The 23,163-nt window shown below is 69.5% G+C and carries 14 protein-coding genes; 6 read left to right on the plus strand and 8 right to left on the minus strand.

Annotated elements, in window-relative coordinates; genetic code table 11:
* Positions 1-4: 4 nt before the first annotated feature.
* Complete coding sequence (queF, locus tag ACFWP0_RS17215) at positions 5-829, minus strand: NADPH-dependent 7-cyano-7-deazaguanine reductase QueF (protein WP_377843993.1); 825 nt, start codon at positions 827-829, stop codon at positions 5-7.
* 326 nt (positions 830-1,155) lie between these two features.
* On the opposite strand from queF, the gene aceA reads away from it, so the two are divergent.
* Entirely contained in the window at positions 1,156-2,475 is a 1,320-nt protein-coding gene (gene aceA, locus ACFWP0_RS17220; protein WP_377843995.1) for an isocitrate lyase, read from the plus strand.
* A 405-nt stretch (positions 2,476-2,880) separates the two neighbouring features.
* Here aceA and ACFWP0_RS17225 read toward each other — a convergent pair whose 3' ends face one another.
* The 3 genes from ACFWP0_RS17225 to ACFWP0_RS17235 form a co-directional block, all read right to left on the minus strand.
* Entirely contained in the window at positions 2,881-7,506 is a 4,626-nt protein-coding gene (locus ACFWP0_RS17225; RefSeq protein WP_377843996.1) for a hypothetical protein, read from the minus strand.
* Between the two features lie 10 nt (positions 7,507-7,516).
* Positions 7,517-11,800: a hypothetical protein gene (locus ACFWP0_RS17230; protein ID WP_377843998.1), complete on the minus strand. Its 4,284-nt coding sequence runs from the start codon at positions 11,798-11,800 to the stop codon at positions 7,517-7,519.
* A gap of 420 nt (positions 11,801-12,220) precedes the next feature.
* Positions 12,221-13,285 (minus strand): NAD(P)-dependent alcohol dehydrogenase, encoded by a 1,065-nt coding sequence (locus tag ACFWP0_RS17235; protein ID WP_377843999.1) that lies wholly within the window; start codon positions 13,283-13,285, stop codon positions 12,221-12,223.
* A gap of 105 nt (positions 13,286-13,390) precedes the next feature.
* Here ACFWP0_RS17235 and ACFWP0_RS17240 point away from each other — a divergent pair, with 105 nt between their 5' ends.
* Positions 13,391-14,275 carry a LysR substrate-binding domain-containing protein gene (locus ACFWP0_RS17240; RefSeq protein WP_377844000.1) on the plus strand — a complete coding sequence of 295 codons (885 nt, stop codon included), beginning with the start codon at positions 13,391-13,393 and terminating at the stop codon, positions 14,273-14,275.
* A gap of 4 nt (positions 14,276-14,279) precedes the next feature.
* Here the strand turns inward: ACFWP0_RS17240 and ACFWP0_RS17245 are convergent, their stop codons facing one another.
* Positions 14,280-15,137, minus strand: coding sequence for a LysR family transcriptional regulator (locus ACFWP0_RS17245; protein ID WP_377844002.1), 858 nt, complete (start codon positions 15,135-15,137; stop codon positions 14,280-14,282).
* Positions 15,138-15,279: 142 nt separating this feature from the next.
* Here ACFWP0_RS17245 and ACFWP0_RS17250 point away from each other — a divergent pair, with 142 nt between their 5' ends.
* From ACFWP0_RS17250 to ACFWP0_RS17260, 3 genes are read left to right on the plus strand one after another with little or no spacing between them, the layout of a single operon-like run.
* Positions 15,280-16,263 carry a tripartite tricarboxylate transporter substrate binding protein gene (locus ACFWP0_RS17250; RefSeq protein WP_377844003.1) on the plus strand — a complete coding sequence of 328 codons (984 nt, stop codon included), beginning with the start codon at positions 15,280-15,282 and terminating at the stop codon, positions 16,261-16,263.
* A 43-nt stretch (positions 16,264-16,306) separates the two neighbouring features.
* Positions 16,307-17,188 carry an HpcH/HpaI aldolase/citrate lyase family protein gene (locus ACFWP0_RS17255; RefSeq protein WP_377844005.1) on the plus strand — a complete coding sequence of 294 codons (882 nt, stop codon included), beginning with the start codon at positions 16,307-16,309 and terminating at the stop codon, positions 17,186-17,188.
* Positions 17,185-18,381 carry a CaiB/BaiF CoA transferase family protein gene (locus tag ACFWP0_RS17260; protein ID WP_377844007.1) on the plus strand — a complete coding sequence of 399 codons (1,197 nt, stop codon included), beginning with the start codon at positions 17,185-17,187 and terminating at the stop codon, positions 18,379-18,381. Before ACFWP0_RS17255 ends, ACFWP0_RS17260 begins: the two co-directional genes overlap by 4 nt.
* 35 nt (positions 18,382-18,416) lie before the next feature.
* Here ACFWP0_RS17260 and bioD read toward each other — a convergent pair whose 3' ends face one another.
* From bioD to ACFWP0_RS17275, 3 genes are read right to left on the minus strand one after another with little or no spacing between them, the layout of a single operon-like run.
* Positions 18,417-19,853 (minus strand): dethiobiotin synthase, encoded by a 1,437-nt coding sequence (bioD, locus tag ACFWP0_RS17265; RefSeq protein WP_377844009.1) that lies wholly within the window; start codon positions 19,851-19,853, stop codon positions 18,417-18,419.
* Positions 19,850-20,527 (minus strand): alpha/beta fold hydrolase, encoded by a 678-nt coding sequence (locus tag ACFWP0_RS17270; RefSeq protein WP_377844011.1) that lies wholly within the window; start codon positions 20,525-20,527, stop codon positions 19,850-19,852. Before ACFWP0_RS17270 ends, bioD begins: the two co-directional genes overlap by 4 nt.
* Complete coding sequence (locus ACFWP0_RS17275) at positions 20,524-21,744, minus strand: aminotransferase class I/II-fold pyridoxal phosphate-dependent enzyme (RefSeq protein ID WP_377844013.1); 1,221 nt, start codon at positions 21,742-21,744, stop codon at positions 20,524-20,526. The genes ACFWP0_RS17270 and ACFWP0_RS17275 overlap by 4 nt, the downstream gene beginning before the upstream one ends.
* A gap of 80 nt (positions 21,745-21,824) precedes the next feature.
* Between ACFWP0_RS17275 and ACFWP0_RS17280 the strand changes: the two genes are divergently transcribed.
* Complete coding sequence (locus ACFWP0_RS17280; RefSeq protein WP_377844015.1) at positions 21,825-23,093, plus strand: adenosylmethionine--8-amino-7-oxononanoate transaminase; 1,269 nt, start codon at positions 21,825-21,827, stop codon at positions 23,091-23,093.
* Positions 23,094-23,163 lie beyond the last annotated feature (70 nt).

Below are 23,163 nucleotides of genomic sequence, written 5' to 3' on the forward strand. Positions count from 1 at the left end.
GCCGCTACTGGCGGACGGTGCGCACGTCCGCCGGCGGCGCGGTTTCGAAGTTGCTGCGCCACGGGTTGATGTCCAGCCCGCCGCGGCGCGTGTAGCGCGCGTAGACCGTCAGCTGTTCGGGGCGGCAGGCCTGCATGATGTCGCTGAAGATGCGCTCGACGCAGTGCTCGTGGAATTCCGCGTGCTGGCGGAACGACACCACATAGCGCAGCAGCGATTCGCGGTCGATGGGCGCGCCGCGATAGCGGATCTGCACGCTGGCCCAATCGGGTTGGCCGGTCACGGGGCAGTTCGACTTCAAGAGGCGCGACGCCAGCGTCTCCTGGACTACGTCGCCCGGCCGGGTGCGCAGCACCTCGGGCGCCGGCTCGTAGGTATCGATCTCGATATCCAGCTTGTCTATATAGATCCCGTCCAGTTCGCCCATTTGCAGCTCGGAGAAGCGTTGGGGCAGGAAGAAATCCAGGCCGACGGGCGCGCCCGCGGCCGCGCTCAGGTCGCGTTCCAGGCGGCCGCGCAGGGCGGCCGAATTGACCAGGCGGGTCTGGTTGAACGAATTCAGATAGAGCTTGAACGACTTGGACTCGATGATGTTGGGGCTGTCGGCCGGCACCGAGAACGTGGCCATGGCCACGCGCGGCTTGCCCTTGGCGTCCAGCCACGACAGCTCATAGGCATTCCACAGGTCCACGCCGGTGAACGGCAGCTTGCCGGCGCTGAGGTTCAGCGCCGCGCGGTTGTGCGACCGCGCGATGGGAAAGAGCAGTGAAGGGTCGTATTGCGAGGCGTAGGCCACGCTCTGGCCCAGAGGGCCGTGAGACAGGGTCATGGCAGAGTCATCGGAAAAACATCAGGAATGACGGCATTGTAGGCGGTCGGAATAAGCACGAATTTTCGCATTGTGAAATGTAACCTTCGTCATGTGAAAGTGCCTGCTGCGCAGCAGCGAGAGGGCATTTCACAGATGATAATGTGTTTTCATAATACGAAATGAAATCTATAACTTGATGATTTATATGAATAATATTTTTTGTCTTCTATAAGACATAGGTCCACATTGCTCCGCAGCAGAGGCATAGACTTTGTCCAACGATTCACGCAATGCAAGACGCGAATCCTTTGAAGTTTTTCCCATCACTGACCAGGAGCATCACCATGAGCACTCGCGAAACCGAAATCCGCAATCTGCAGAAGGACTGGGCCGAGAACACCCGCTGGCAGGGCATCAAGCGCGACTACAGCGCCGAGGATGTCATCCGCCTGCGCGGCTCGATCGGCGTCGAACACACGCTGGCCCGCCGTGGCGCCACCCGCCTGTGGGAACTCCTGCATAGCGAGCCTTTCGTGAATTCGCTGGGCGCCCTGACCGGCAACCAGGCCATGCAGCAGGTCAAGGCCGGCCTGAAGGCCATCTACCTGTCCGGCTGGCAAGTCGCCGGCGACGCGAACCTGGCCGGCGAGATGTACCCCGACCAGTCGCTATACCCCGCCAACTCGGTGCCGCAGGTGGTTCGCCGCATCAACAACTCGCTGACCCGCTGCGACCAGATCCAGTGGATGGAAGGCAAGAACCCCGGCGACGAAGGCTACATCGACTTCTTCGCGCCCATCGTGGCGGACGCCGAAGCCGGTTTTGGCGGCGTGCTCAACGCCTATGAATTGATGAAGGCCATGATCGAAGCCGGCGCTTCGGGCGTGCACTTCGAAGACCAGCTCGCTTCCGTGAAGAAGTGCGGCCACATGGGCGGCAAGGTGCTGGTGCCCACCCGCGAGGCCGTGGCCAAGCTGGTGTCGGCCCGTCTGGCCGCCGACACGATGGGCACGCCCACCGTGCTGCTGGCGCGCACCGACGCCGACGCCGCCGACCTGGTGACCAGCGACGTCGACGAAAACGACCGTCCGTTCATCACCGGCGAACGCACCGTGGAAGGCTTCTTCCGCACCCGCGCCGGCATCGACCAGGCGATCTCGCGCGGCCTGGCCTATGCGCCGTACGCCGACCTGATCTGGTGCGAGACGTCCACGCCCAACCTGGAGTACGCCCGCAAGTTCGCGGACGCCATCCATCGCCAGTTCCCGGGCAAGCTGCTGGCGTACAACTGCTCGCCGTCCTTCAACTGGAAGAAGAACCTGGACGACGGCACGATCGCCAAGTTCCAGCGCGAGCTGGGCGCCATGGGCTACAAGTTCCAGTTCATCACGCTGGCCGGCTTCCACGCGCTGAACTACGGCATGTTCGAACTGGCCCACGGCTATGCCCGCCGCCAGATGAGCGCCTTCGTGGAGCTGCAGCAGAAGGAATTCGCCGCCGCCGAAATGGGCTTTACCGCCGTCAAGCATCAGCGCGAAGTGGGCACCGGCTACTTCGACGCCGTGACGCAGACGATCGAAGGCGGCAAGTCCTCCACCACCGCGCTGACGGGCTCGACGGAAGAGGCGCAGTTCGAACACGGCAAGACGCAGAAGGTGGCGTAAGGCTTTCTTCTTGAGACGGTGTCTGACACCCGACAGAGATGGGCTTCAGCCTGAGCGAGCGTCTCCGGGGTGTCAGACACCTTGCATGAAGGCTCTCTTCTTGAGACGGTGTCTGACACCCGACAGAGATGGGCTTCAGCTTGAGCGAACGTCTCCGGGGTGTCAGACACCTTGCATGAAGGCTTTCTTCTTGAGACGGTGTCTGACACCCGACAGAGATGGGCTTCAGCCTGAGCGAACGTCTCCGGGGTGTCAGACACCTTGCATGCGGGGTGTCAGACACCTTGCATGCGGGGTGTCTGACACCTTGCAGGGATTTTGCAGTTGCAGTTGTAGGTGCTGTTGTAGGGTGGATTCAGGGTGCCTCCGGGCACCCTTTTTTTTTGGCTGCCGCCTTGCTACCTCCTACAGGTCGAAAAACGCCGTGTAGACCAGCCGCTCTTCCACCACGCGGCGCTGGCGGAGCGCGCCGCTGCGCCGCTCGGACACGGTGCTGTCCGTGTAATAGCGTTCGTACTCGCGCACCGCGATGCGCGCGGGCTTATCGGCATGGTCGGGAATGGCCGCGTTCGCGGACCAGATCACGGGGTCGAGCAGTTCGCCCAGGAGCGGGCCTTCCAGCACGGGCGGAAAGCGCACGACGGGGCCCGGCGCCACGTTGCGCAGCCGCGTGAGCGCCTCCGGCGTTTGCGCTTCCAGCACCGGCAGCCGGTGCGCGAGTTCCGCGGCGAGCCCGTTGGCCGCGGGCGCGGCCCCTGCGCCCGAAGGGTCCAGCAGGCCGGATGCCAGCACGCCCGCGTCGCTCCAGGCCAGGTCGCTGTCGAGCGCGGGGTTGCGCGTCTGCAGCACCAGCTCGACGCGGTTGCGGCCGCTTTCTCCATGCTGTCCCGGCCCAGGGATGAACGAGATGTCCAGGTATTCGGAGTCCAACGGAAACCGCATGGGGCCATGGGCCGGCACCACGCCGCGCAGCGTAAACGTCAGCCTGCCGCGCTGCCGCTCGAACACCGCGCGGCGGCGAGGCAGCACCTGCGCGAATTCGGCCAGCACCACGCGCGACAGCTTGGCGCTGTCGATGGCGTGGGGCTGATAGCGCGCCAGCGCCAGCCGGACGAACGGCATGTAGCTGCGGCCGGGGTCCAGTTCGATATCGCAGTACCAGCGCGCGCGCGCGTCGTCCCAGCGGACCCGGTGGCCCACCACGCGCACCCGCCGCGCGGGGATTTCCTGCAGCAGGACGTCTTCGTCGAGGACGCGCGCAGCGAAGTCGGAGACGCGCGTGCGGTGCTTGGGCTGCGGCGCATCCCACAGCGGGTCCATGCCCCATTGCGTGACCAGCGGCGTGAGCGCGTCGGGCACGTCGGTGAAATTCTGGCCGTCGCCGTAGATCACCACGCCCAGCAGTTCGCCGTCGCCGGACGAGAACCAGGGGCGCTCCAGCCACACGCGCAGTCCGTTGCCCAGGCGGGTGATGTCCAGCTTGGCGGCGCCGGCGGTTTGCTGCCAGCGGAAGGTGGGCAGCACGTACATGAGGCGCGGCGCGTCGGGCGGGGCGCTGGCGGGCACGACGGTGTTCGGCGCGGAGCCCGATTGGGTCAGCACGGGGGCGCCGGGGTCGTCGTCCGCGCCGGCCTGGACCAGCGGCCCTTGCGCGATGGGCCCCAGGCGCGTGACCTTGTCCGTTTGGTCGTACAGGGCGGGAGGCAGGTATTCGCGAAACCGTGTGGTGGCGCGGATGCGGTACTGGATCAGCCGGAAGCGGGTGTCGCCGAACTCATGGCGGCAGCCCGGGGCGCGCTGCCGCGTGCCATCGAACGACTGCTCCGCGACCGCGTTGCTCAGGCTGAAGAGGTTAGGGTAGTTTTCCGCCAGCGGGATTTCCGGCAGCACGCCGTGGCCGGGCAGGCGCTCCGGTCGAGGCTTGGCCGGGTCGTCTTCCCACTCGCGCCAGTCGGCCTCGATTTCGATCTTGCCGGTGGTGGGGCCGTGCAGCCGCACGCGCGCCTCCAGGTCCACGTGGGGCGCGCCGGGCTCGCGGTAGGGCTGGGGGGGCAGCAGCAGGACCGGATCGCAAACAGGCTGCTGGGTGGCATGCACCAGCACCAGCGGGCGGTAGGGCGTGAGCATCCAGCAATTGCCCAGCATGGCGGCCAGCTGCAGCGACTTCCGGCTGGCGTCGCCGTCGACCCAGTCGGGCAGGCCGAACGCATTGAGCACGCCGTGATGCACGAAGCTGGAATAGCGCAGCCGCGCGATCGCGCCCTTGGGCAGGAAGAATGTCAGGACCCGTTCGTCCTTGTCCCATTTGGGCGCGCCGTTGTCCGGATAGCTTTCCGCGCACGGCGGGTCCGTCAGCGTGGCGGGGCGCTCGGCCAGCGCGATGCGCAAGCCCTGCGTGTCGGGCCATTGCCCGGCGTAGGCCACCAGCAGCACCAGTTCTCCGGACGGCGAGGGCAGCACCGCCACCCCTTCGCCCAGCGTCATGGGTCCGGTGACGCCGGGCAAGGCGTGTCCGGGCTGCGCGCGCAGCGAGATGCCCCAGGCGGCGGCATCCGGCAGGTAGGGCGTGCGCACCAGCGCTTCCTTGTGGATCACGTACTGGCCGGCCGCCAGGCGCTCGCCGGTGGGCTCCGCGGGGCCGGGCTGGCGCGGAGGGACCTGGGTGGTCCTGGCCACTTCGGTCAGCGCCCGCGGCGTGATCAGCTCCACGTCCGATCCCGGCGTCTTGTCGAACAGCGTGCCCGTGTCGCGGGCGGAGATCTCGTAGGCCTTCTTGATGCCGGCCGGGTCGCCGAACATGGCGTCGAACAGGCCATGCGTTTCGCATTGCAGCTGGGACGACTTGGGCGGCACCACGTGGCGTTCGTTCACCGGGTTGTAGGCGAAATCCGCGGTGTCGACGGACGCCAGGAAGTCGGGGCTGTTCACGTAGGCCTGGGGGTCCTGGCCGCGATTGCTGCGGATCACCATGCGTTCCAACGACTCGCCTTCGCTGGTGCGGGTGCGGTGCGCCAGCGCGGGCGGGTCCACGGGTTCAAAGCGCCAGTAGGCGACGGGGTGGGTGACGTTGTCGTCGTCTTCCAGCGAGGGATCGTCCGGCGCCAGGCTGTTGCCGGCCAGGTCGACCAGCCGCGCGCGCAAGCGGTACGGCATGCCGTAGCGCAGCCGCGGCAGGCTGCCCTTGACCGCGCTGAAGCTCACGGCCAGTCCGTTGCCCTTGTCCGCGACGGTGTCCTGCACGTCTTCGGGCCGTTCGCCCTGCACGCCGGTGGCCTCGTCGGTCTGGTCGCGCAGCGTGCGCCCGGGGCGGGGCGCGACCAGGCTCCAGCCGGTCCAGCGGAACAGCGATTCGTGCAGGTAGTGGTCCTCGGGGTCCGCGCCGCCGCCGGTGGCGGACGCGCCTTTGACGTAGCCCTCGTCGTCCGGCAGCGCCAGGTCGGGCCCGCCGTCGGTGCAGCGGTACGCGCCGTGGCGGCGGCAAAGCGACTGCCAGCGCTGCGGATCATTGGGCGGATAGGGCTGGACGTCCACGCGATAGCCGCGCAACAGGTCTTCGGCGTAGAGCACGATGGCGCCGGGATCGCTCGCCAGGGCCGCGTTCTTCAGGGCCGCGGACGCCGCATTCTGCGCCACCTCGCGCGCGCGGTCGCGGCGCGCCACGCCCAGGCCGCCGGAACGCAATGCGGCCACCGGCTGCTTGTCTCCGGTGGTGTAGGTGACCTCGCCGTCGGCCCCTTGCTTCAGGCTGCGGCCGATCAGGTTTTGCGCCGTCAGCACGAAGTCCACGGTCTTGAGCGCCGCGCCGTCCGGGTCGACCTGGTAGACGTCGAACAGCGGGTTGCGCGGTTCGCGCAAGTCCCAGCGGTCGTCGGCCCGGCGCAGCCTGAGCATGCCGCGCTCGTGGTCCGGGCTGCGGGCGCGGGTGGCGAAGCGCTTGGCGTCGCCGGTCCAGGCGGTGGCGGGGCAGGCGTTGCCGCCGGCGGGCGCGCCGTCCCAGCGCAGCGTCAGGAAGACGCTGCCCTGCGTGTGCGGAGCGGCGGCGATCTGGCGGTCCAGCGCGCAGTCCGCCGGCAGCACGCAGTCGATCACCAGGCCCAGGCGGCGCAGCAGCGCCGGGTAATCGCCGTAGGAGGCCACGATGGCGTGGAAGTCCATGTCCGGCAAGGCGGGCGCGGGCGGCACGTTCTGGCCGTCCGGCCGCCGGAGCTCGCGCTGCGCGGCCGTTGGCGGATCGCGCCGGTAGAAGCGGTTGGCCAGGAACAGCGTGTACTCGCCCTGCGAGCGCCAGTTCGCCATCAGGCTTTGATCCACGCCGTGGTGGGTCTGGTCTTTCCATTTGCCGGGCAGCGCGCGCAGCGCAAAGGTCTCGCCGGCTTGCGGATTGCCGTCGGCGTTGGCGCCGGGCGCCGTGGTCTGGCCGGGATAGACGCTGCGCTTGCCGTAGACCAGCGCCCGCAGCGTGCGTTCGACGCTGCCGTCCGCGTCGCCGAAGAAACGGTCGAAGCCGGGCTCCAGCTTCTCGACGAACTCGCGCCCCTCGCCATGCTCGAACACCGTCTTGGTGCCGCAGGCTTCGAGCATGCCCCGCAGCACGGGGTGGGCGCTGCGCCACGGCAGCAGGGTGGGGTGGGTGGTGGTGGAGTCCACCGCCAGGCGGCCGTAGTGCTCGCGCGCCAGGCTCAGCACGCCCGCGACGGAATAGGAAACCAGGTTGACGCGGCTCATGTCGCGAAACACGAAGCCCGCCACCGGCGTGGTCTTGGGCAGCAGACGTTCCCAGAGCTGGGCGTCGGCCTGCGGCAGCGCTTCCAGCGGGATCTCCTCGCCGCCCGCGTTCAGCGCGAAGCCGATGCGCGCCAGCGTGCCCGGCCAGTCGACCCAGTCCGCGAAGGCGGCGAGCCGCTGCTCGTTGCCGGCTTCCGGGGTCAGGCGCGGCGAGGCCACGATGGAAACGCGCAGGCGTCCGGCGAATTCGCCGTCCGGCACGCGCCCGTTCGGGATGACGGTCCACAGAATGGTTTGCTTGGCCATGGAGCGGTCCTCAGACAAAGGCTTCGGCGTATTCGCGCCAGGCGTAGCGGCTGGCGTCGTCGATGAGCGCCAGTTCCTGGTCCAGCGGCAGGTCGGGGCGCGGGCCCATCAGGTCGCGAAAGCCCGGGTCGCCGTTGGCGCCGGCGAACTTGCGCTCGCAGCTGATCTGCACGCTCGTCGAGAACATGAAGATCTCGATCTCGATGGTGAGCGTGGCGCGTCCCGCGCACTTGCCGCTTTCGAACTCGTAGCGCATCTCCAGGTACAGCTCGATGGAAACGCTGATGAGGCCCAGCACGCTGACGTACCCGCCCATGCGGAAGTAGCCCGCCAGCGAACAGGCGGTCTGTTCCATGCGGAAGTAGATGCCGGCCATCACGTGCACGCCGCCCGAGGCCACGCCCAGGTTCACGGAAATGCTCGCGCCGAATTCGAACGCAGCCTCCATGATCTGCACGCCCTTCGGATCCAGCGTGATGCCGAAGAAACCGCCGCCGCCGAACATGCACACGGACAGGTTGAAGGGCTGTTCGCGCGTGCAGAAATTGAAGCGCACCGCCAGCGGCTGGCCGATGAAGGGCACGGTGAAGCCGGCGCCCAGGCTCAGGTTGGACAGGTTGAACACGCCGATGGCGATGGCGGGCAGCGCTACGTTGAAGCCCGCGTCGATGCCTTTGGGCGTGATGTCCAGGTGCGGCGGGTCGGAGAAGCCGTCCAGCGGGATCAGGTCGCGCAGCGTTTCCACGAACGACAGCGGGCCCACGAACTTGATGTCGGTGAGCAGCACGTCCACGTTCATCTTCGCGGCCGTGTCGACGCGGAACTCGATCTTCTCGAAGTTCAGCTCGATGAAGCTGGCGGGCGCGATCAGCACCAGGTCGAAGCTCTTGAGCGAACAGGTCACCGACATCTTCGGCGCGCTTTGCCCGTTCTTGCGAACCTTGGCTTCCACCGCCACGCGGAACCCTTGCGGATCGTTGGCGCGAAAGAGCGGCGGCGCGCCGGGCGCCAGCGACCAGCTCTTGATCACCGGATTCCAATCGAAGCGCAGCGTCAGCTCGTCGCCCGTCAGCATCTCCAGCAGTTCCGCGCTGGCCAGCACGGCGTCCAGCGCGGTTTGCACGGCCCGCAGGGCCGACACCATCATCTGGCGCGGCGCGCCGTCCAGCAGCGCCGATGTTGCGACGGTATCGGCCAGCGGTTGCGCCGCCGCCGCGATGGCCTCCAGGCGGGGCTTGAGCGTGACGGGGTCCGAGAAGATCGCGCCCAGTTGCCCGGGCTGGCCCACCACCGCATCCAGCGCATCGTAGAGCGCCTTGCCCTGCGTCAGCAGCGCGGGCACGACGCCCAGGCCGCTCACCAGCATGTCGGCCACCTTGGCCGCCTGCAGCAGCGACTGGCGGTATCCCGACGGCAGGGACGCCCCGGCGACGTTCGCATCGGCCGCGGCGCGCAGGGCGGCGATCGCGTCCCGGGCCGAGGCCAGGGACGCGGGCAGGCCGGGCAGCGCCGGCGCCGCGTCGAACGACATGCCCGCAAGCTGCGCCATCTGCGCGCTCACGTCCGCCGCCGCCGCGGCAAGCTGATCCACCCGGTCTCGCGCATTCTGCACCAGCGGCTGCGCATAGGCCTGCGCCTGGGCCTGCAGGTCCTGCAGCGTGTCGTCCAGCGCCTTGACCGCGCCTTGCGCGATGCGGCCGGGCTCCTGCGCCATGCCGGCGACAAGGCCGTAGAGCCGGCCGGCATCGTTGACCAGGCTTTCCAGCTGCGAGCAGGCCTCGGCCACGAAACGCGGCACCTGGTCCGCCTGGCCGGCCACGTCCTCCACCGTCTTGATCACGTCGCCCAGCGGGATGCAGCCGAACAGCAGGGGCAGCGGCAGGCCGCTGGCGTTCGCGGGGAACACGTCGGCGCCGATCATCTTTCCGGCGATGAAGTCGCCGACCTTGCCGCTGACCGGCCCGGCCAGGCGCGACAGGGCCGTGGGGCGCAGATTGGGCTGCACGAAGCCGCCGGCCCGGTCCCCTTGCGCGGAAAAGTCCAGCGACGCGCCGCCCACGAAGCCGGGCTCGGCGTCGATGTCGCCAAACACCTGCCCCGCGTTGCCCGGGTCGAAGCCGTGCGCGAGGTAGTACGGATTCCAGCTCAGCGTGCTGGTCTTGCCGCTGCCCGTCAGCTTGGCCAGCGCCGCGATGCGGATGGAGGCGCGGCGGATAAAGGGGTAGAAGATCGGGCCGTTCAAGTTGTCGCTATAGGCGCGCAATTGCGCGTTGCCGGGATCGACCACCGCATCGAACTCCAGCGAGTCGGCCTGCGCGGCGGTGTCGCCCGCCTTCTGGCTGGGCGCCAGCGTCACCTGCTGCTGGTTCATCGGCGCCTCGCGGCGGTCCTGGGGCGCATCGCGCCACGCCTTCTGCGCGCGCAGCGCAAAGGCTTCCGCGGCCGGGAACAGCGGCGTCAGCCATTGCCCGGTCAGCTTGCGCGGGCAGGCCAGGCCGCCGTCCATGAAGATCATGGGCAGGTCGAACTGCATCACGCGACCGTCGATATCCGTGGCGGCGCAGGCGAAGCGGAAGGGCGAGCCGCCCACGTAGGGCCAGAAGAGCCACTGGCCGTCGATGCCGCTGCCCGGCGTGGCGGGCGAATCCAGGCTGGGGGTGACCGCCGTCAGGATGCGCACGCTGGTCAGCGGCATCTGGCGGTGCAGGAAGATCGTGCCGCCGCCTGGGCCTTGCGTGACCAGGTCGGGGTGGGCGTAGACGCGCTCGCGCTCGCGCACGATGATGAAGAGGCGCTGGCGCAGATAGGCGGGGTTGCCGGAGCGCCCGCGATGGAACTTGCGCTCGCTGACCTTGATCAGCGAGGCGCGGTGGCCGAACGGATACAGCAGCCCCTTGTAGACCACGCGCACGTAGTGGTCGCGGCCCATCGCGCCGCGATGCGTCCACTCCTCCAGCGACAGGCCGGGCGCGTCCCAGTTGCCGCGCGAATCCAGCCATGCGCCCAGCGCCGACAGCATCAGCAGGTTGGCGCCGATCGCCTGCGGCGCGTAGTTGGCCACCGAGAAGTTCGACGACAGGTGCGCGATCTGGAAGCGGTCGAAGTCATCCATCGGCATGCGGAAGGGCGCGGTGGCGGGCTTGGGCAGGTAGGTCTCCGCCGGGACGGGGAAGGCCGCCTGCATGGGCTTGGCCGAGCCTTCTCCCGCCAGCGCCCAGACCGCCCGCACGGCGCGCAGCGCATCGGGCTGCGGCGGTTCGATGTCGGGATCGTCCGACGGCGGGGCCAGGAGCCGCGAATGCCACAGCTCGGTGTGCTGGGTCGCGGCCGAGGTGGCCGGCGCCTTGGCATGGCGCCAGCGTTCCTGTGCGTACGGGCTGAGGATGAGCCGCCACGGCAATTCGATGGCAGTGTGCTGCGCGCCGGGCATAGCGGGTTGCGGGCCTCGCGGCACGGGAATGGCGATTTCGCCCGCGCGGTGCGGCGCGCTGACCTTGGGCGACGGCAGGCGCAACGCTCGCAGCCCCGGGCTGCCGCTGGCCTGCCGCAGCATCAGCGCGGCCGCGGGCGCATCGGGCTGCAGGGCAATCCGCGCATTGCGCAAGGCGAAGCTGGCCAAGGAGGCGCGCTGCGCCGGGGACAGCTTGGCGACGCGCTTGTCGAAGGTCTTGTCCAGCAGGTCGCGCAGCGTGAAGCGCGGACGGGGCGCGGCGGGCGAGGGCGCGCGCGCATTGGCGGGCACCGCGAGCGGCAGCGATTCGACCGCCTCCAGCACGCCCTCCAGGGTGTAGGGCACATCGAAGCCGTCGGGCACGGCAAAGGCCAGCCGCGATTCCCCCGCGATGCGGGCCCGCACCGGCGGGCCGGTAGGCGGCTCGTCTCCGTTGGGGGGTTCGGGCTTGCCGGGCGTGCCCAGGCGCGGCGGCGGCGGGTTCTGGGCGCCGGAGGCGGCCGTTTCCAGGAACGTCTCCTCGGCGATGGACTGGGGCGGAAAGTGCAGGATCAGCGTGGCCGCGCCGCTGCCGGTCTTCTTCAGCCGGGGCGGCTGGCCGGGCGTCACGCTCAGGTTGCGCAGTTCGATCCGCAAGGCAAGCAGGTCGGCGGGCCGCAGCACCGGCTGGCCGGGGCGCGTGCCGTCGAAGAAATTGCGGTTGGGGTCGGGCGCGAGCGTCGGGACGAAAGGCGGAATGCGGACGACGCCGCCGTCGATCACCACGGATGAACCGCCGGCGGCCGGCCGGCGCCGCGTGGCAGTGGCCTTCTTTGCGGCCGGACGAGGCTTTCTGGTGACCATGCCAGTTCTCCTGCAAATAAGGAACCCAGGAACTCAATCCCTGCTTGTCCAGCTACCTGCGAATCGAACTGCATCAGTGGCGGAAATCTATCGCCCTGTTGCGTTAGTGGTCAATATCGCCTGCGGGCCGCGGCAGCGCGCCGGCGATGCATATCGGCGAGGGCGCGCGCCAGCGGCCGGGACGAGGAAAAAGAGGGATGGATGTGGCTGTTGGGATGACTGCCAGCCCGCTGCGCAGGGAAGCCCGGGGGAATCTTAGAGATTTGGTCGTAATGCTTATGTATGAGGAATTACGGGCGAAAGCGCCGCCCGCAAGGCGGATTGACGCTGCCGTCCGCCGGACTTTTTTTTGTTTTCATCCGTAACGGCCATGGCCCCGAAATACCCGCCGGCGCGGCTCCGGCGCCGGCACGCAGGCCTTTACGCCGCGGCAGGCGCTTCGGCCAGCGACGCCATGTCGATCACGAAGCGGTACTTCACGTCGTTCTTCAGCAGGCGCTCGTAGGCCTCGTTGACCGATTGGATCGGCACGATCTCCACATCGCTGACGATGCCGTGTTCGGCGCAAAAGTCCATCATCTCCTGCGTTTCCTCCATGCCGCCGATGGCCGAACCCGCCAGGGATTTGCGCCCCATGATCAGGTTGGCGCCGGGAATCGGATCCAGCGGGGTCAGCGCGCCCACCAGCGCCATGGTGCCGTTCAGCGTCAGCAGGGCCATGTAGGGATTCACGTCATGGCTGACGGGAACCGTGTTCAGCAGGAAGTCGAAGCTGCCGGCATGCGCCGCCATCGCCTGGGCATCGCGCGAGACCAGCACTTCGTCGGCGCCCAGGCGCCTGGCGTCGCGGCCCTTGTCGGCCGAGGTGGTGATCATCACCACGTGCGCGCCCAGCGCCCGCGCGAATTTCACTCCCATGTGGCCCAGTCCGCCCAGGCCGATGACGCCCACCTTCTGGCCGGGGCCGACCTTCCAGTAGCGCAGCGGCGAATAGGTGGTGATGCCGGCGCACAGCAGCGGCGCGACGGCCTTCAGGTCCAGCTTGTCGGACACCTTCACGACGAAATGCTCCTGCGCCACGATGTGGTCCGAATAGCCGCCGAAGGTGAGCTCGCCGCTGCCGCGCTCTTTGTCGTTGTAGGTCAGCGTGGCGCCTTCCTCGCAGTACTGCTCCAGGTTCAGGCGGCAGGCCTTGCAATGGCGGCAGGAATCGACCATGCAGCCCACGCCGGCGTAGTCGCCGACCTTGAACTTGCTGACGTTCTTGCCCACCTGCGCGACCCGGCCGACGATTTCATGGCCCGGCACCATGGGGTACACGGAATTGCCCCAGTCGCCGCGCGCCTGGTGCAGGTCCGAGTGGCAAATGCCGCTGTAGAGGATGTCGATCAATACGTCGTTCTCGCCCGGTTCGCGGCGGGTGAAACTGAAGGGGACGAGCGGGGTGTCGGCGCTGTGGGCAGCGTAGCCTCGGGCTTGGGTCATGACGGCCTCTGATGGGTTTGTTGAGCAGACGTTCACAATAGACGTCGAAATACCGGGGTTCAAGCTAGAATTTCGGCATGATTTATTAAAGAAATTTGCACAATCATGCTGCCCGATAACCTGTCCCACCTGGCTGCTTTTTCGGCCGTCGCCCGCCTTGGCAGCTTCCGCAAGGCCGGCGAGGAACTGGGCCTGTCGACCTCGGCGGTCAGCTACGCCATCCGCAGCCTGGAAGAGCGGCTGGGCGTGAACCTGTTCAACCGGACCACGCGCAGCGTGGCGCTGACCGACGCCGGCCAGCGCCTGGCCGAACGCCTGCAGCCGGTGTTGCACGAGCTGGGCGACGCGCTGGAGGAAATGAACCAGTTCCGCGGCACGGCGTCCGGCACGCTGCGCATCAACACCTCGCGCGCGGCCTCCTATCTGCTGCTGATGCCGCTGGCGGCGCAATTCCTGGCGGCCTATCCGGACATCCGGCTGGAGATCGGCGAAGACGACAGCTTTGTCGATATCGTCGGTTCGGGCTTCGACGCGGGCGTGCGGCTGCTGGAGGCGGTGCCCGAGGACATGGTGGCCGTGCAGATCGGCCCCCGGCTGCGTTCCGCGGTGGTGGCGGCGCCCGCCTACCTGCAAGGGCGCGAGCCGCCGCGGCATCCCGCGGACCTGATGCAGCACGAATGCGTGCGCTACCGCTTTCCCAGCGGGCGCTACTACAAGTGGGAATTCGAGAAGGACGGCGTGGCGGTCGAGATCGACGTGCCGGGCCGGATTGCCCTGAGCGACGTGCACGCGGAGGTGCGCGCGGCGGTCGACGGCATCGGCATCGGCTGCGTGCCGGAAAGCTATGTGGCCGGGCTGCTGGAGGCGGGCAGGCTGGTGCGGGTGCTGGAGGACTGGTGCCCGTGGATTCCGGGCTTCATGCTGTACTACCCGCGGCAGCGGCGCGTGTCGTCCGCCCTGCGGGCGTTCATCGACATGGCCAGGCAATGAGGCCTTACGGCCGGGCGCCTTCCAGCAGGGCCTGAACCAGCCGGTTTTCCTGGTCCGTCTGGCGGCAGACGAAAGAGATCTGCCGGTACGGCGCCTGCTTGCCCAGCGACAGCACGCGCACCGGATGCACGTTCAGCAGGTTGGGCCCCGGTTCTGGCAGCACGCAGACGCCCAGGCCGGCGGACACCAGCGCCGTCAGCGCCGCCAGCGATTGCATGTCGATGCGGCAGCGCGCATGCGGCGCATGCTGCGCCACGTAGCGCGCGGCCAGCCGGCCGCCGATGGTGGTCTTGTCGAAGCGGATCCATTCATATTGCTGGAAGAGTTCGGCGATGCGGGTCTCGCGCGAATCGGGCGGGGCGATCAGCACCAGGGTTTCACGAAACAGCGGCGTCCAGGACAAGCGGCTGGAGCCGCCGGTCTCCGGCTGCGTGATGATGGCGGCGTCGATCTCGCCTTGCTTCAGCCTTTCCGTCAGTTCGGTGGCGCGGCCCCGCACCAGCCGCACGTCCAGCAGCGGATAGCGTTCGCGCAGCTTGCGCAGCAGCGGCGGCAGCAGCGTCACCTGCAGCGGCTCGATGGTGCCCAGCCGCACGCGGCCTTCGACGGCCGGCGTGCTGCGGCGGCGCAGCTCGTCCAGGCGCGCCAGCGCGTCCTGCAGCACCGCGTCGACTTCGGCGGCAAAGGCGTTGGGCCGGACCTGCAGCGCGGAGCGGTCGAACAGGGGCTGCCCGAAGTACTCCTCCATCTGCTTCATCTGCAGGCTGACCGCGCTGGGCGACAGGTTCATGTCCGCCGCGCCCGCCGCGAAGCTGCCGCCGCGCAGCACGGCGTTGAGCGTACGGAAAGACTCGATCTTCATCAGAAATCCTCACGTAGTGTTTTAAGAATCCTCGCTTTATATCATCAGGCGGGCGGCCTAGCATTTGCTCCAGATAAAACGAAAACCCGCTGGAAACAGGGCCTGCGCCGCAGGTTCGCCAGACGGGGCATGGAGACAGGCAATGAAAAAAACCCTAGCCGGCGTCAGCGCCGCCTTAACGCTTGCCCTGACGGCGCAGGCGCCGGGCGCCCTGGCCGCCGAGGCCGCCGGCCCGGCCGTGCCCGCCGCCATCACCATGGTGGTGCCGTTCCCGCCGGGCGGCAGCAATGACGTGTTCGCGCGCGTGCTGGCCGAGAAGCTGGGCGACCGTCTGTCGTCCACGGTGATCGTGGAGAACCGGCCCGGCGCGGGCGGCGCGATCGGTGCCGAGTACGTGGCGCGCGCGCCCAAGGACGGCTCCGTCCTGATGCTGTCCTCGTCCACGCTGACCACCAACGCGGCGGTGCAGACCAATCTGAAATACGACGTGGTGCGCAGCTTCGCGCCCGTCGCCATGCTGGCGCGCAGCCCGATGGCGCTGGTCGTGGGCAAGGATTCCCCGTATCAGTCCATGGACGCGCTGATCGCGGCGGGCCGCCAGGAGCCCGGCAAGCTCACGTATGGCAGCGCCGGATTGGGCTCGGTGAACCAGATGGCCAGCGAGATCCTGGCCGGAGGCGCGAAGACGACGTTCACCCATGTGCCCTACAAGGGGATGTCGCACGCGCTGAACGACCTGGCGGGCGGCCGGGTCGACTTCGTGATCGGCAGCTTTGCGTCCACCGCGTCGCTGCTCAAGGGCGGCAAGCTGCGCGTGCTGGCCGTGACCTCGCCCGAACGCTCGCAGTTCTACCCCGCGCTGCCCACCATCGGCGAAGGCCAGCCCGGCTATTCGGTCGAACTCTGGTGGGGCGTCCTGGCGCCGGCGGGCACGCCCGCGCCGCTGGTGGAAAAGCTCAACGCCGAGATACGCGGCATCGTCAACGACGAGAAGATGCGCGGCATGTTCGCCGAGGAAAGCGCGGTGCCCGCTGCGCTGACCGTGCCGCAATTCGCGGAGCTGGTCCAGGCCGACGCCGCCAAGTGGAAGCAGGTGGCCCGCGACCGCAACATCTCCATCCAGTGATCCCCGGCATCGGCCACGTCCAACCCAACCCAAGAGTGCATGCATGAGAAGCAAACTGTTCGTACCCGGATCGCGCCCAGAGCTGTTCGCCAAGGCCCTGGCGGGCGAGGCCGATGCCTTGTCGTTCGACCTGGAGGACGCGGTGGCGCCGTCGCGCAAGGACGAGGCCCGCGATCACCTGGCCCGCATGCTGGCCGCGCCGGACGCGGCCGCGTCGGGCAAGACGCTGATCGTGCGCGTCAATGCGCTGGATTCCGGGCAGTTCCATGCCGACGTGCGGGCGGTGGTCCGCGAGGGCCTGCACCTGGTGAACCTGCCCAAGGCGGAAACCGAGGCCGATGTGGTGGCCGCGGCCGCCGCGATCGAGCAGGCGCGCTGCGCCAATGGCGTGCGGCAGCCGGTGGGACTGTTGCTGAACATCGAATCGCCGCGCGCATTGCGCCGGGCGGCCAGCCTGGCGGCCGCGCATCCCGGCGTGGCCGGCCTGCAGCTGGGGCTGGGCGACCTGTTCGAACCCGCCGGCATCTCCCGCCGCGAACCGGCGGCGGTGCACCAGGCGATGTTCGCGCTGCGCATGGCGGCGGCTGAAGCCGGCGTGTTCGCGTATGACTCGGCGTTTGCCAACATCCAGGACGAAGCCGGCTACCGGGCCGAGGCCGAGCTGGCGCGCCGGCTGGGCTACCTGGGCAAGAGCTGCATCCACCCCCGGCAGGTGCCGCTGGCCAACGCCGTGTTCCGCCCGTCCGACGAAGAGATCGCGCATGCGCAGCGGGTGGTGCAGGCGGCGCGCGACGCGTCGGCCCAGGGCGTCGCGGCGTTCGTGGTGGACGGCCGCATGATAGACGGGCCCTTCCTGCGCCGCGCCGAAGCCATACTGCGCGCGGCCGCCGGACTGGGCGCCGCGCGCGCCGCGCAGGCGCAATGATGGCCGCCGCAACGCAATCGGCGGGCGGCCCGCTGGCCGGGGTCCGCGTGCTGGACCTGAGCGCCTACATCGCCGGCCCCTACGGCTGCACGCTGCTGGCGGACCAGGGGGCGGACGTGGTCAAGGTCGAGCCGCCCGGCGGCGACAACCTGCGCAAGTATCCGTCCACCCTGGACGCCGAAAGCCGCGCCTTCCTGGGCGTGAACCGGGGCAAGCGCGGCCTGGTGCTGGACCTGAAGCAGCCCGATGCGCTGGCCGTGCTGCACGAGCTGGCGCGCCAGGCGGACGTGCTGGTGCACAACTTCCGGCCCAGCGTGCCCGCGCGGCTGGGCATCGGGTATGACCAGCTGGCGCAGATCAACCCCCGGCTGATCTATTGCGCCGTCAGCGGCTATGGCGAGACCGGACCGTTGAAGGACAAGGCGGGCTACGACCAGGTGCTGCAGACGATGACGGGCATGTGCGCCCTGCAGGGCAAGGCCGAAGGCCCGCCCGAGATCCTGTACGGATCCATCGTGGACTACTACGCCTCGTCCATGGTGGCCGCGGGCGTGGCGTCCGCGCTGTACGAGCGCGAGCGCAGCGGCCGCGGCCAGTTCGTGGGCGTGTCCCTGCTGCGCAGCGCGCTGGCGCTGCAATCGGCGCGGCTGGTCTGGGCCGAAGGCGAGCCCCGGGAAGTCGGGCGCGACATGCGTTCGGGCGGCATTACCGGCATCCATCCCACCGGCGAGGGCTACCTGTACATTTCGGCGAACACGCCGCACTTCTGGCAGGCGCTGTGCGCCAAGACCGGCCTGGCGGAACTGGCGGCCGACGAACGCTACGACTCGGTGCGCAAGCGCGCCGAACACCGCGACGAGATCGTCCCGCGCCTGCACGAGGCGCTGCGCGCGCGCAGCGCCCTGGAATGGGAGGCGTGGTTCGGCGAAGAGGTGCCCTGCGCCGCCGCGCGCGGCGTGGAGGACATGTTCGACTTTCCGCAGGCGCAGGCCGAAAACATGATCTCCACGTTTTCGCATCCGGTGGCGGGCAGCTACCGGGGCTTCGCCCAGGCCATCAAGTTTGGCCGCAGCCAGCCGGCCACGCCCCGCGCCGCGCCGGCATTCGGCGAGCACAGCGCGGAGGTGCTGGCGGAAGCGGGGATTGCTTCTGAGCGGGCGCAGGCGTTAAGGGAAGGGGGGGCGCTGGGGTGAGGTTCGCTTGCGGGCCGAACTGGCCGGCATTCATCCTACTCCGTTACCGCCCGCAGCCCGTCCAGCGCCGCCAGGCATTCCGCCAGCGGCGGGATGCCCTGAGCCAGCGCGTCCACCGCGTTGGCGTCCACCTTGGCCAGGGGCGGAATCTCGGCCAGCACGCGCACGTTGCCGAAGCGTTCGATGGCTTCCTTGTTGCCGGCCGACAGCGGACCGCTCATGACGACGCCCAGCACGGCGATGCCGCGCCGCTTGAGCGCTTCCAGGCTGAGCAGGGTGTGGTTGATGGTGCCCAGGCCGCTGCGCGCCGCCAGCACCACCGGCATGTCCAGCCGCGCGATCAGGTCGATCATCATGTGCGTGTCGTCGATGGGCACGTACAGGCCGCCGGCGCCTTCCACGATCAGCGGGGCCTGCGTCGCCGGCGGCACGATGGTCGTGGCGTCCACCACGGTTTCTTCCAGCGTCGCGGCCGCCCACGGCGACAGCGGCGCCTGCAGCACATAGGCGGGCAGGTGCAGGCGTTCGGGCGGCAGCCGGGCCAGTTGCGCCACGGTGTCGGTGTCGCCCGGTTCCTCGGACACGCCGGTCTGCACCGGCTTCCAGTAATCCGCGTTCCAGGCGCGGGCCAGGATCGCCGACACCAGCGTCTTGCCGATGCCCGTGTCGGTGCCGGTCACGAAAACCCCGGCGGGGCGCTGCGTATTTTTTTTCCACATACCGTAGGCCAGGTGATAAGTCACCGTGGCTCCTTGTTCGTCAAACGCGGCCAGCACGCGGCGCAGCTCGGCCGCGCCCAGCGGCGGGCGGCCGGGCGCGGGCGTGGTGGCGCCTATGCCTTTGAGGCCCCTCAGGAAATGCAGGCCGTCAGGATGATTTTGTATCAGCCGCTCGCTGCGCACGCCACCGGCCAGATTGACCATGGCCGGACGGATGGCGCAGGCGGGCGGGTAGGGCGGCGTGCCCGCCGCCAGGCCCGTCGCCCGATGGGCGGCCTGCCACTCGCCGAACGTGCCGGCGGCCAGGGTGGCCACGGCCAGGCGGCCGCCCGGCGCCAGCAGCGCGGCCAGTCGGGCCAGCCCGGCGTTCAGGTCGGCAAACCATTGCACGGCCAGGCTGGAACAGATCAGGTCATAGCCGCCGGCCAGCCCGCCGGGGTGTTCGCCGTCCAGCAACTGGTAGCGGGCGCTGCCGGGGAGCGCCGGGCCGCGCTGCGCGGCGGCAAGCATGGCGGGGGAAATGTCCGTCACCGTCCAGTCGGCAGGGCCCAGCCTGCGCGCCAGCGCCTGCGTCAGCAGGCCGGTGCCGCAGCCGATCTCCAGGATCCGGGGGCGCGGGGGCAAGGGCAGCAGGGAGATGTCGCTGGCCAGCCGCTCGGCCGCGATGCGCTGGACGGGGGCATGGTCTTCGTAGCGGCCGGCGGCCGCGCCAAAGCGGGCGCCGACCTGGGCGTTGCGCAGGGCTTGCGTCATGCCGCGGGCGCCAGGCGCGAAATGAAGGCGCGGATGCGGCCCGCGCACCAGGCGGCGTCCGACACGGGCAGCAGGTGGCCGCCAGCCTCGCGCCAATGCCGCTCGTCGCCCGCGCGGTCGGCAAAGGCGGCCTGCGTCATCGCGGCGGAAACGATGGGGTCCGCCTGGCCGGCCAGGAGCAGCAGCGGCACGGGCAGCGCCGCGAGCGCGGCGCGCTGGTCCTCGTCGCGCAGGGCCTCCAGGTCGCGGCTGAGCGCCGGCCCCTGGGGTTCGCCGAACGCAGCCGCTTCGCCGCAACGCAGCCGGAAGTCCTGCAGCACGGCGCGCGGGTCCGCGGCCAGGCGCTTGATCATGCGGTCCAGCATGCGGCGCGGCACGCCGGCCTCGAAGTCCGGCCCGGCGCCAAAGCGCGGGAAGCCATTGATGGACACCAGGCCCAGGCAGGAAGCCGGCAGGCCGCGCAACAGGCGCAGCACTCCCAGCGAATGGCCGACGGCGATAACCGGGCCGTCGATCGGCGGGACCTCTGCGGGGCCGAAGTAGCCCGCGTCGGCGACCGCTTGCGGCCAATCGGACAGCTCGGCGCGCAGCGCCGTCCAGACCGAGGCGTCGAACGCCCAGCCGTGGACGAACAGCAACGTGGGCCGCGCGGGCGCGGGCAGGCCGGCCGTCATGCCGTCACGGCCGCAAAGCCGTCGATCAGCTGCGACACGTCGGCATCGCGATGCGCGGCGCTCAGCGTCACGCGCAGCCGGCTGGTGCCGGCGGGCACCGTCGGCGGGCGGATCGCCACGGCCAGGAGGCCGCGCTGTTCCAGCGCGGACGCCATCGCCAGCGCGCGGGCTTCGTCGCCCACGATGGCAGGCACGATCTGCGTGGAAGACGCGCCGGTGTCCAGGCCCATGCCCTGCAGCGCGGCGCGCAGCCGCTCGCCGCTGGCCGCCAGCCGGGCGCGCTCGGCGTCCAGCGTGGGCACGAGGTCCAGCGCCGCGTCCATGGCGCCCAGCACCGCCGGCGGCAGCGCCGTCGTGTAGATAAATCCCGAGCACGTGTTGATCAGGTAGTCGCACAGGGCGCGCGACCCGGCGACGTAGGCGCCGAATCCGCCCAGCGCCTTGCTGAAGGTGCCCATGGCCAAGTCGATCCGGCCGGGCGCCAACCCCGCCAGTCCCATGCCGCCGGGGCCGAGCACGCCGGTGGCGTGCGCTTCGTCCAGGTAGACAAAGGCCTGGTAGCGGTCCGCCAGGTCCGCCAGCCGGGCCACGTCGGTCCGGTCTCCGTCCATGCTGAACACGCTTTCCGTGACGATGAAGCGGGCGACCGGCTTGCGGGCGACCGGCATGCGGGCGACGGGCTTTCCGTCTTCGGCCCCCTCCGCCCTGGCCGCGAGCAGGCTCTCCAGATGGTCCAGGTCGTTGTGGCGGAAGCGGATCTGCCTGACGCCCGCCGCCTGGCAGCCGTGGTGCAGGCTGGCATGGTTGAGCTTGTCGGCATACAGCTCGACCTCGCCCTGGCTGGCGGCGGCGCGCAGCAGGGCGGGCAGCACGGCCGCGTTGGCCTGCCAGCCCGAGGCCAGCAGCAGCGCGGCTTCGGCGCCTTTCAGCCGGGCCAGCTTGGCCTCCACCTGTTCGTGCAGGTCCAGGTTGCCGCAGACCAGGCGCGAGGCCTGGGCGCCCGCGCCGTGGCGGGCCGCCCATTCGCGGGCGCGCTCGATCAGCAGCGGATGCCTGGAGAGCCCCAGGTAGTCATTGCTGGAGAAGTTCAGGACGGGGACGCCGTTCTGCACGATGCGCCCGGGCGGAGCGGAGGAGGCGGTGCGCAGGCGGCGGCGCACGCGGCGCGTTTCGGCCAGCGCCAACTCGGAGGAAAAAAGCGAATCCAGCTTTGACATCAAGATATCCAGCAGCGGCCGGGCGTCGGAGGCGTCCGCGCCAGGCCGTAGAATGCGAGCCATTGTAGTGGAGGTGAATCATGCACACGCCCGACTGGGTGGCCCGGGGCCAAGCCCATATCTGGCTGCCCTATGCCCAGATGAAGACGGCGAGCCCGCCCCTGCCCGTGGCGCGCAGCCACGGCAGCCGGCTGGAGCTGGCCGACGGACGCAGCCTGATCGATGGCGTGGCGTCCTGGTGGACCGCCTGCCATGGGTACAACCATCCGCACATCGCCCAGGCCGTGCGCGCGCAGTTGGACGCCATGCCGCACGTGATGTTCGGCGGGCTCACCCACGAACCCGCGCTGACCCTGGCCCGCCGCCTGGCCGGCCTGCTCGGGCCGGGCCTGGACCGTGTCTTCTATACGGACTCCGGCTCGGTGGCGGTGGAAGTCGCCATGAAGATGGCCGTGCAGTTCTGGCTGAACCAGGGCGAGCGCGGCCGCGGCCGGTTCCTGGCGTTTCGCGGCGGCTACCACGGCGACACCTTCGGCACCATGGCGGTGTGCGATCCCGAAGAGGGCATGCACAGCCTGTACCGCGGCATGCTGGCCGAGCACGACATCGTCGACCTGCCGCGCGACGAGGCCTCGCTGGCCGCGCTGGACGCCTGGCTGGAAGCCCGGGCGCCTCGCCTGGCGGGCATCCTGGTCGAGCCGCTGGTGCAGGGCGCGGGCGGCATGCTGCTGCACGAGCCGGAAGTGCTGCGCCGCTTGCGCCGCCAGGCGGACAAGCACGGCCTGCTGCTGATCTTTGACGAGATCTTCACCGGCTTCGGGCGCACCGGCTCCATGTTCGCCTTCGAGCAGGCCGGCATCCGGCCCGACATCGTCACGCTGTCCAAGGCGCTGACGGGCGGCACCTTGCCGCTGGCCGCCACGGTGGCCAGCGACCGGGTGTTCCAGGCCTTCTGGTCCGACGACCCTTCCCACGCGCTGATGCACGGCCCCACCTTCATGGGCAATGCGCTGGCCTGCGCGGCCGCCAATGCCTCGCTGGACCTGTTCGAGACGGAGCCCCGGCTGGCGCAGGCGCAAGCCATCTCGTCGGCGCTGGCGGCGGGGCTGGAACCGTGCCGCGACCTGCCCTGGGTGCGCGACGTGCGCGTCTTGGGCGCGATCGGCGTGGTGGAGCTGGACGGCATCGCCGACCGCGAGGCGCTCAAGCGGCGGCTGGTGGAGGCGGGCGTCTGGGTGCGTCCGTTTGGCAACGTGGTCTACCTGACGCCGGCGCTCACCATCGCAGAAGAGGACCTGGAAACGCTGATGCGCGCCGTGACGGACGTGCTGCGCCGCCAGCGCCCCTGAGTTCCGCGGCCGGCGGGCCGTTGCGCGGGCAAACCGGGGACAGCGTCTTGATCCAGATCAAGGCGGCTGC

The organism is Achromobacter sp. NPDC058515 (assembly GCF_042721735.1).
Lineage (GTDB): Bacteria > Pseudomonadota > Gammaproteobacteria > Burkholderiales > Burkholderiaceae_B > Achromobacter.

Excerpts from the sequence above, each read along its gene's own strand:
- queF (WP_377843993.1), bottom strand. The coding sequence starts at position 829 with ATGACCCTGTCTCACGGCCCTCTGGGCCAGAGCGTGGCCTACGCCTCG.
- aceA (WP_377843995.1), top strand. The coding sequence starts at position 1,156 with ATGAGCACTCGCGAAACCGAAATCCGCAATCTGCAGAAGGACTGGGCC.
- ACFWP0_RS17225 (WP_377843996.1), bottom strand. The coding sequence starts at position 7,506 with ATGGCCAAGCAAACCATTCTGTGGACCGTCATCCCGAACGGGCGCGTG.
- ACFWP0_RS17230 (WP_377843998.1), bottom strand. The coding sequence starts at position 11,800 with ATGGTCACCAGAAAGCCTCGTCCGGCCGCAAAGAAGGCCACTGCCACG.
- ACFWP0_RS17235 (WP_377843999.1), bottom strand. The coding sequence starts at position 13,285 with ATGACCCAAGCCCGAGGCTACGCTGCCCACAGCGCCGACACCCCGCTC.
- ACFWP0_RS17240 (WP_377844000.1), top strand. The coding sequence starts at position 13,391 with ATGCTGCCCGATAACCTGTCCCACCTGGCTGCTTTTTCGGCCGTCGCC.
- ACFWP0_RS17245 (WP_377844002.1), bottom strand. The coding sequence starts at position 15,137 with ATGAAGATCGAGTCTTTCCGTACGCTCAACGCCGTGCTGCGCGGCGGC.
- ACFWP0_RS17250 (WP_377844003.1), top strand. The coding sequence starts at position 15,280 with ATGAAAAAAACCCTAGCCGGCGTCAGCGCCGCCTTAACGCTTGCCCTG.
- ACFWP0_RS17255 (WP_377844005.1), top strand. The coding sequence starts at position 16,307 with ATGAGAAGCAAACTGTTCGTACCCGGATCGCGCCCAGAGCTGTTCGCC.
- ACFWP0_RS17260 (WP_377844007.1), top strand. The coding sequence starts at position 17,185 with ATGATGGCCGCCGCAACGCAATCGGCGGGCGGCCCGCTGGCCGGGGTC.
- bioD (WP_377844009.1), bottom strand. The coding sequence starts at position 19,853 with ATGACGCAAGCCCTGCGCAACGCCCAGGTCGGCGCCCGCTTTGGCGCG.
- ACFWP0_RS17270 (WP_377844011.1), bottom strand. The coding sequence starts at position 20,527 with ATGACGGCCGGCCTGCCCGCGCCCGCGCGGCCCACGTTGCTGTTCGTC.
- ACFWP0_RS17275 (WP_377844013.1), bottom strand. The coding sequence starts at position 21,744 with ATGTCAAAGCTGGATTCGCTTTTTTCCTCCGAGTTGGCGCTGGCCGAA.
- ACFWP0_RS17280 (WP_377844015.1), top strand. The coding sequence starts at position 21,825 with ATGCACACGCCCGACTGGGTGGCCCGGGGCCAAGCCCATATCTGGCTG.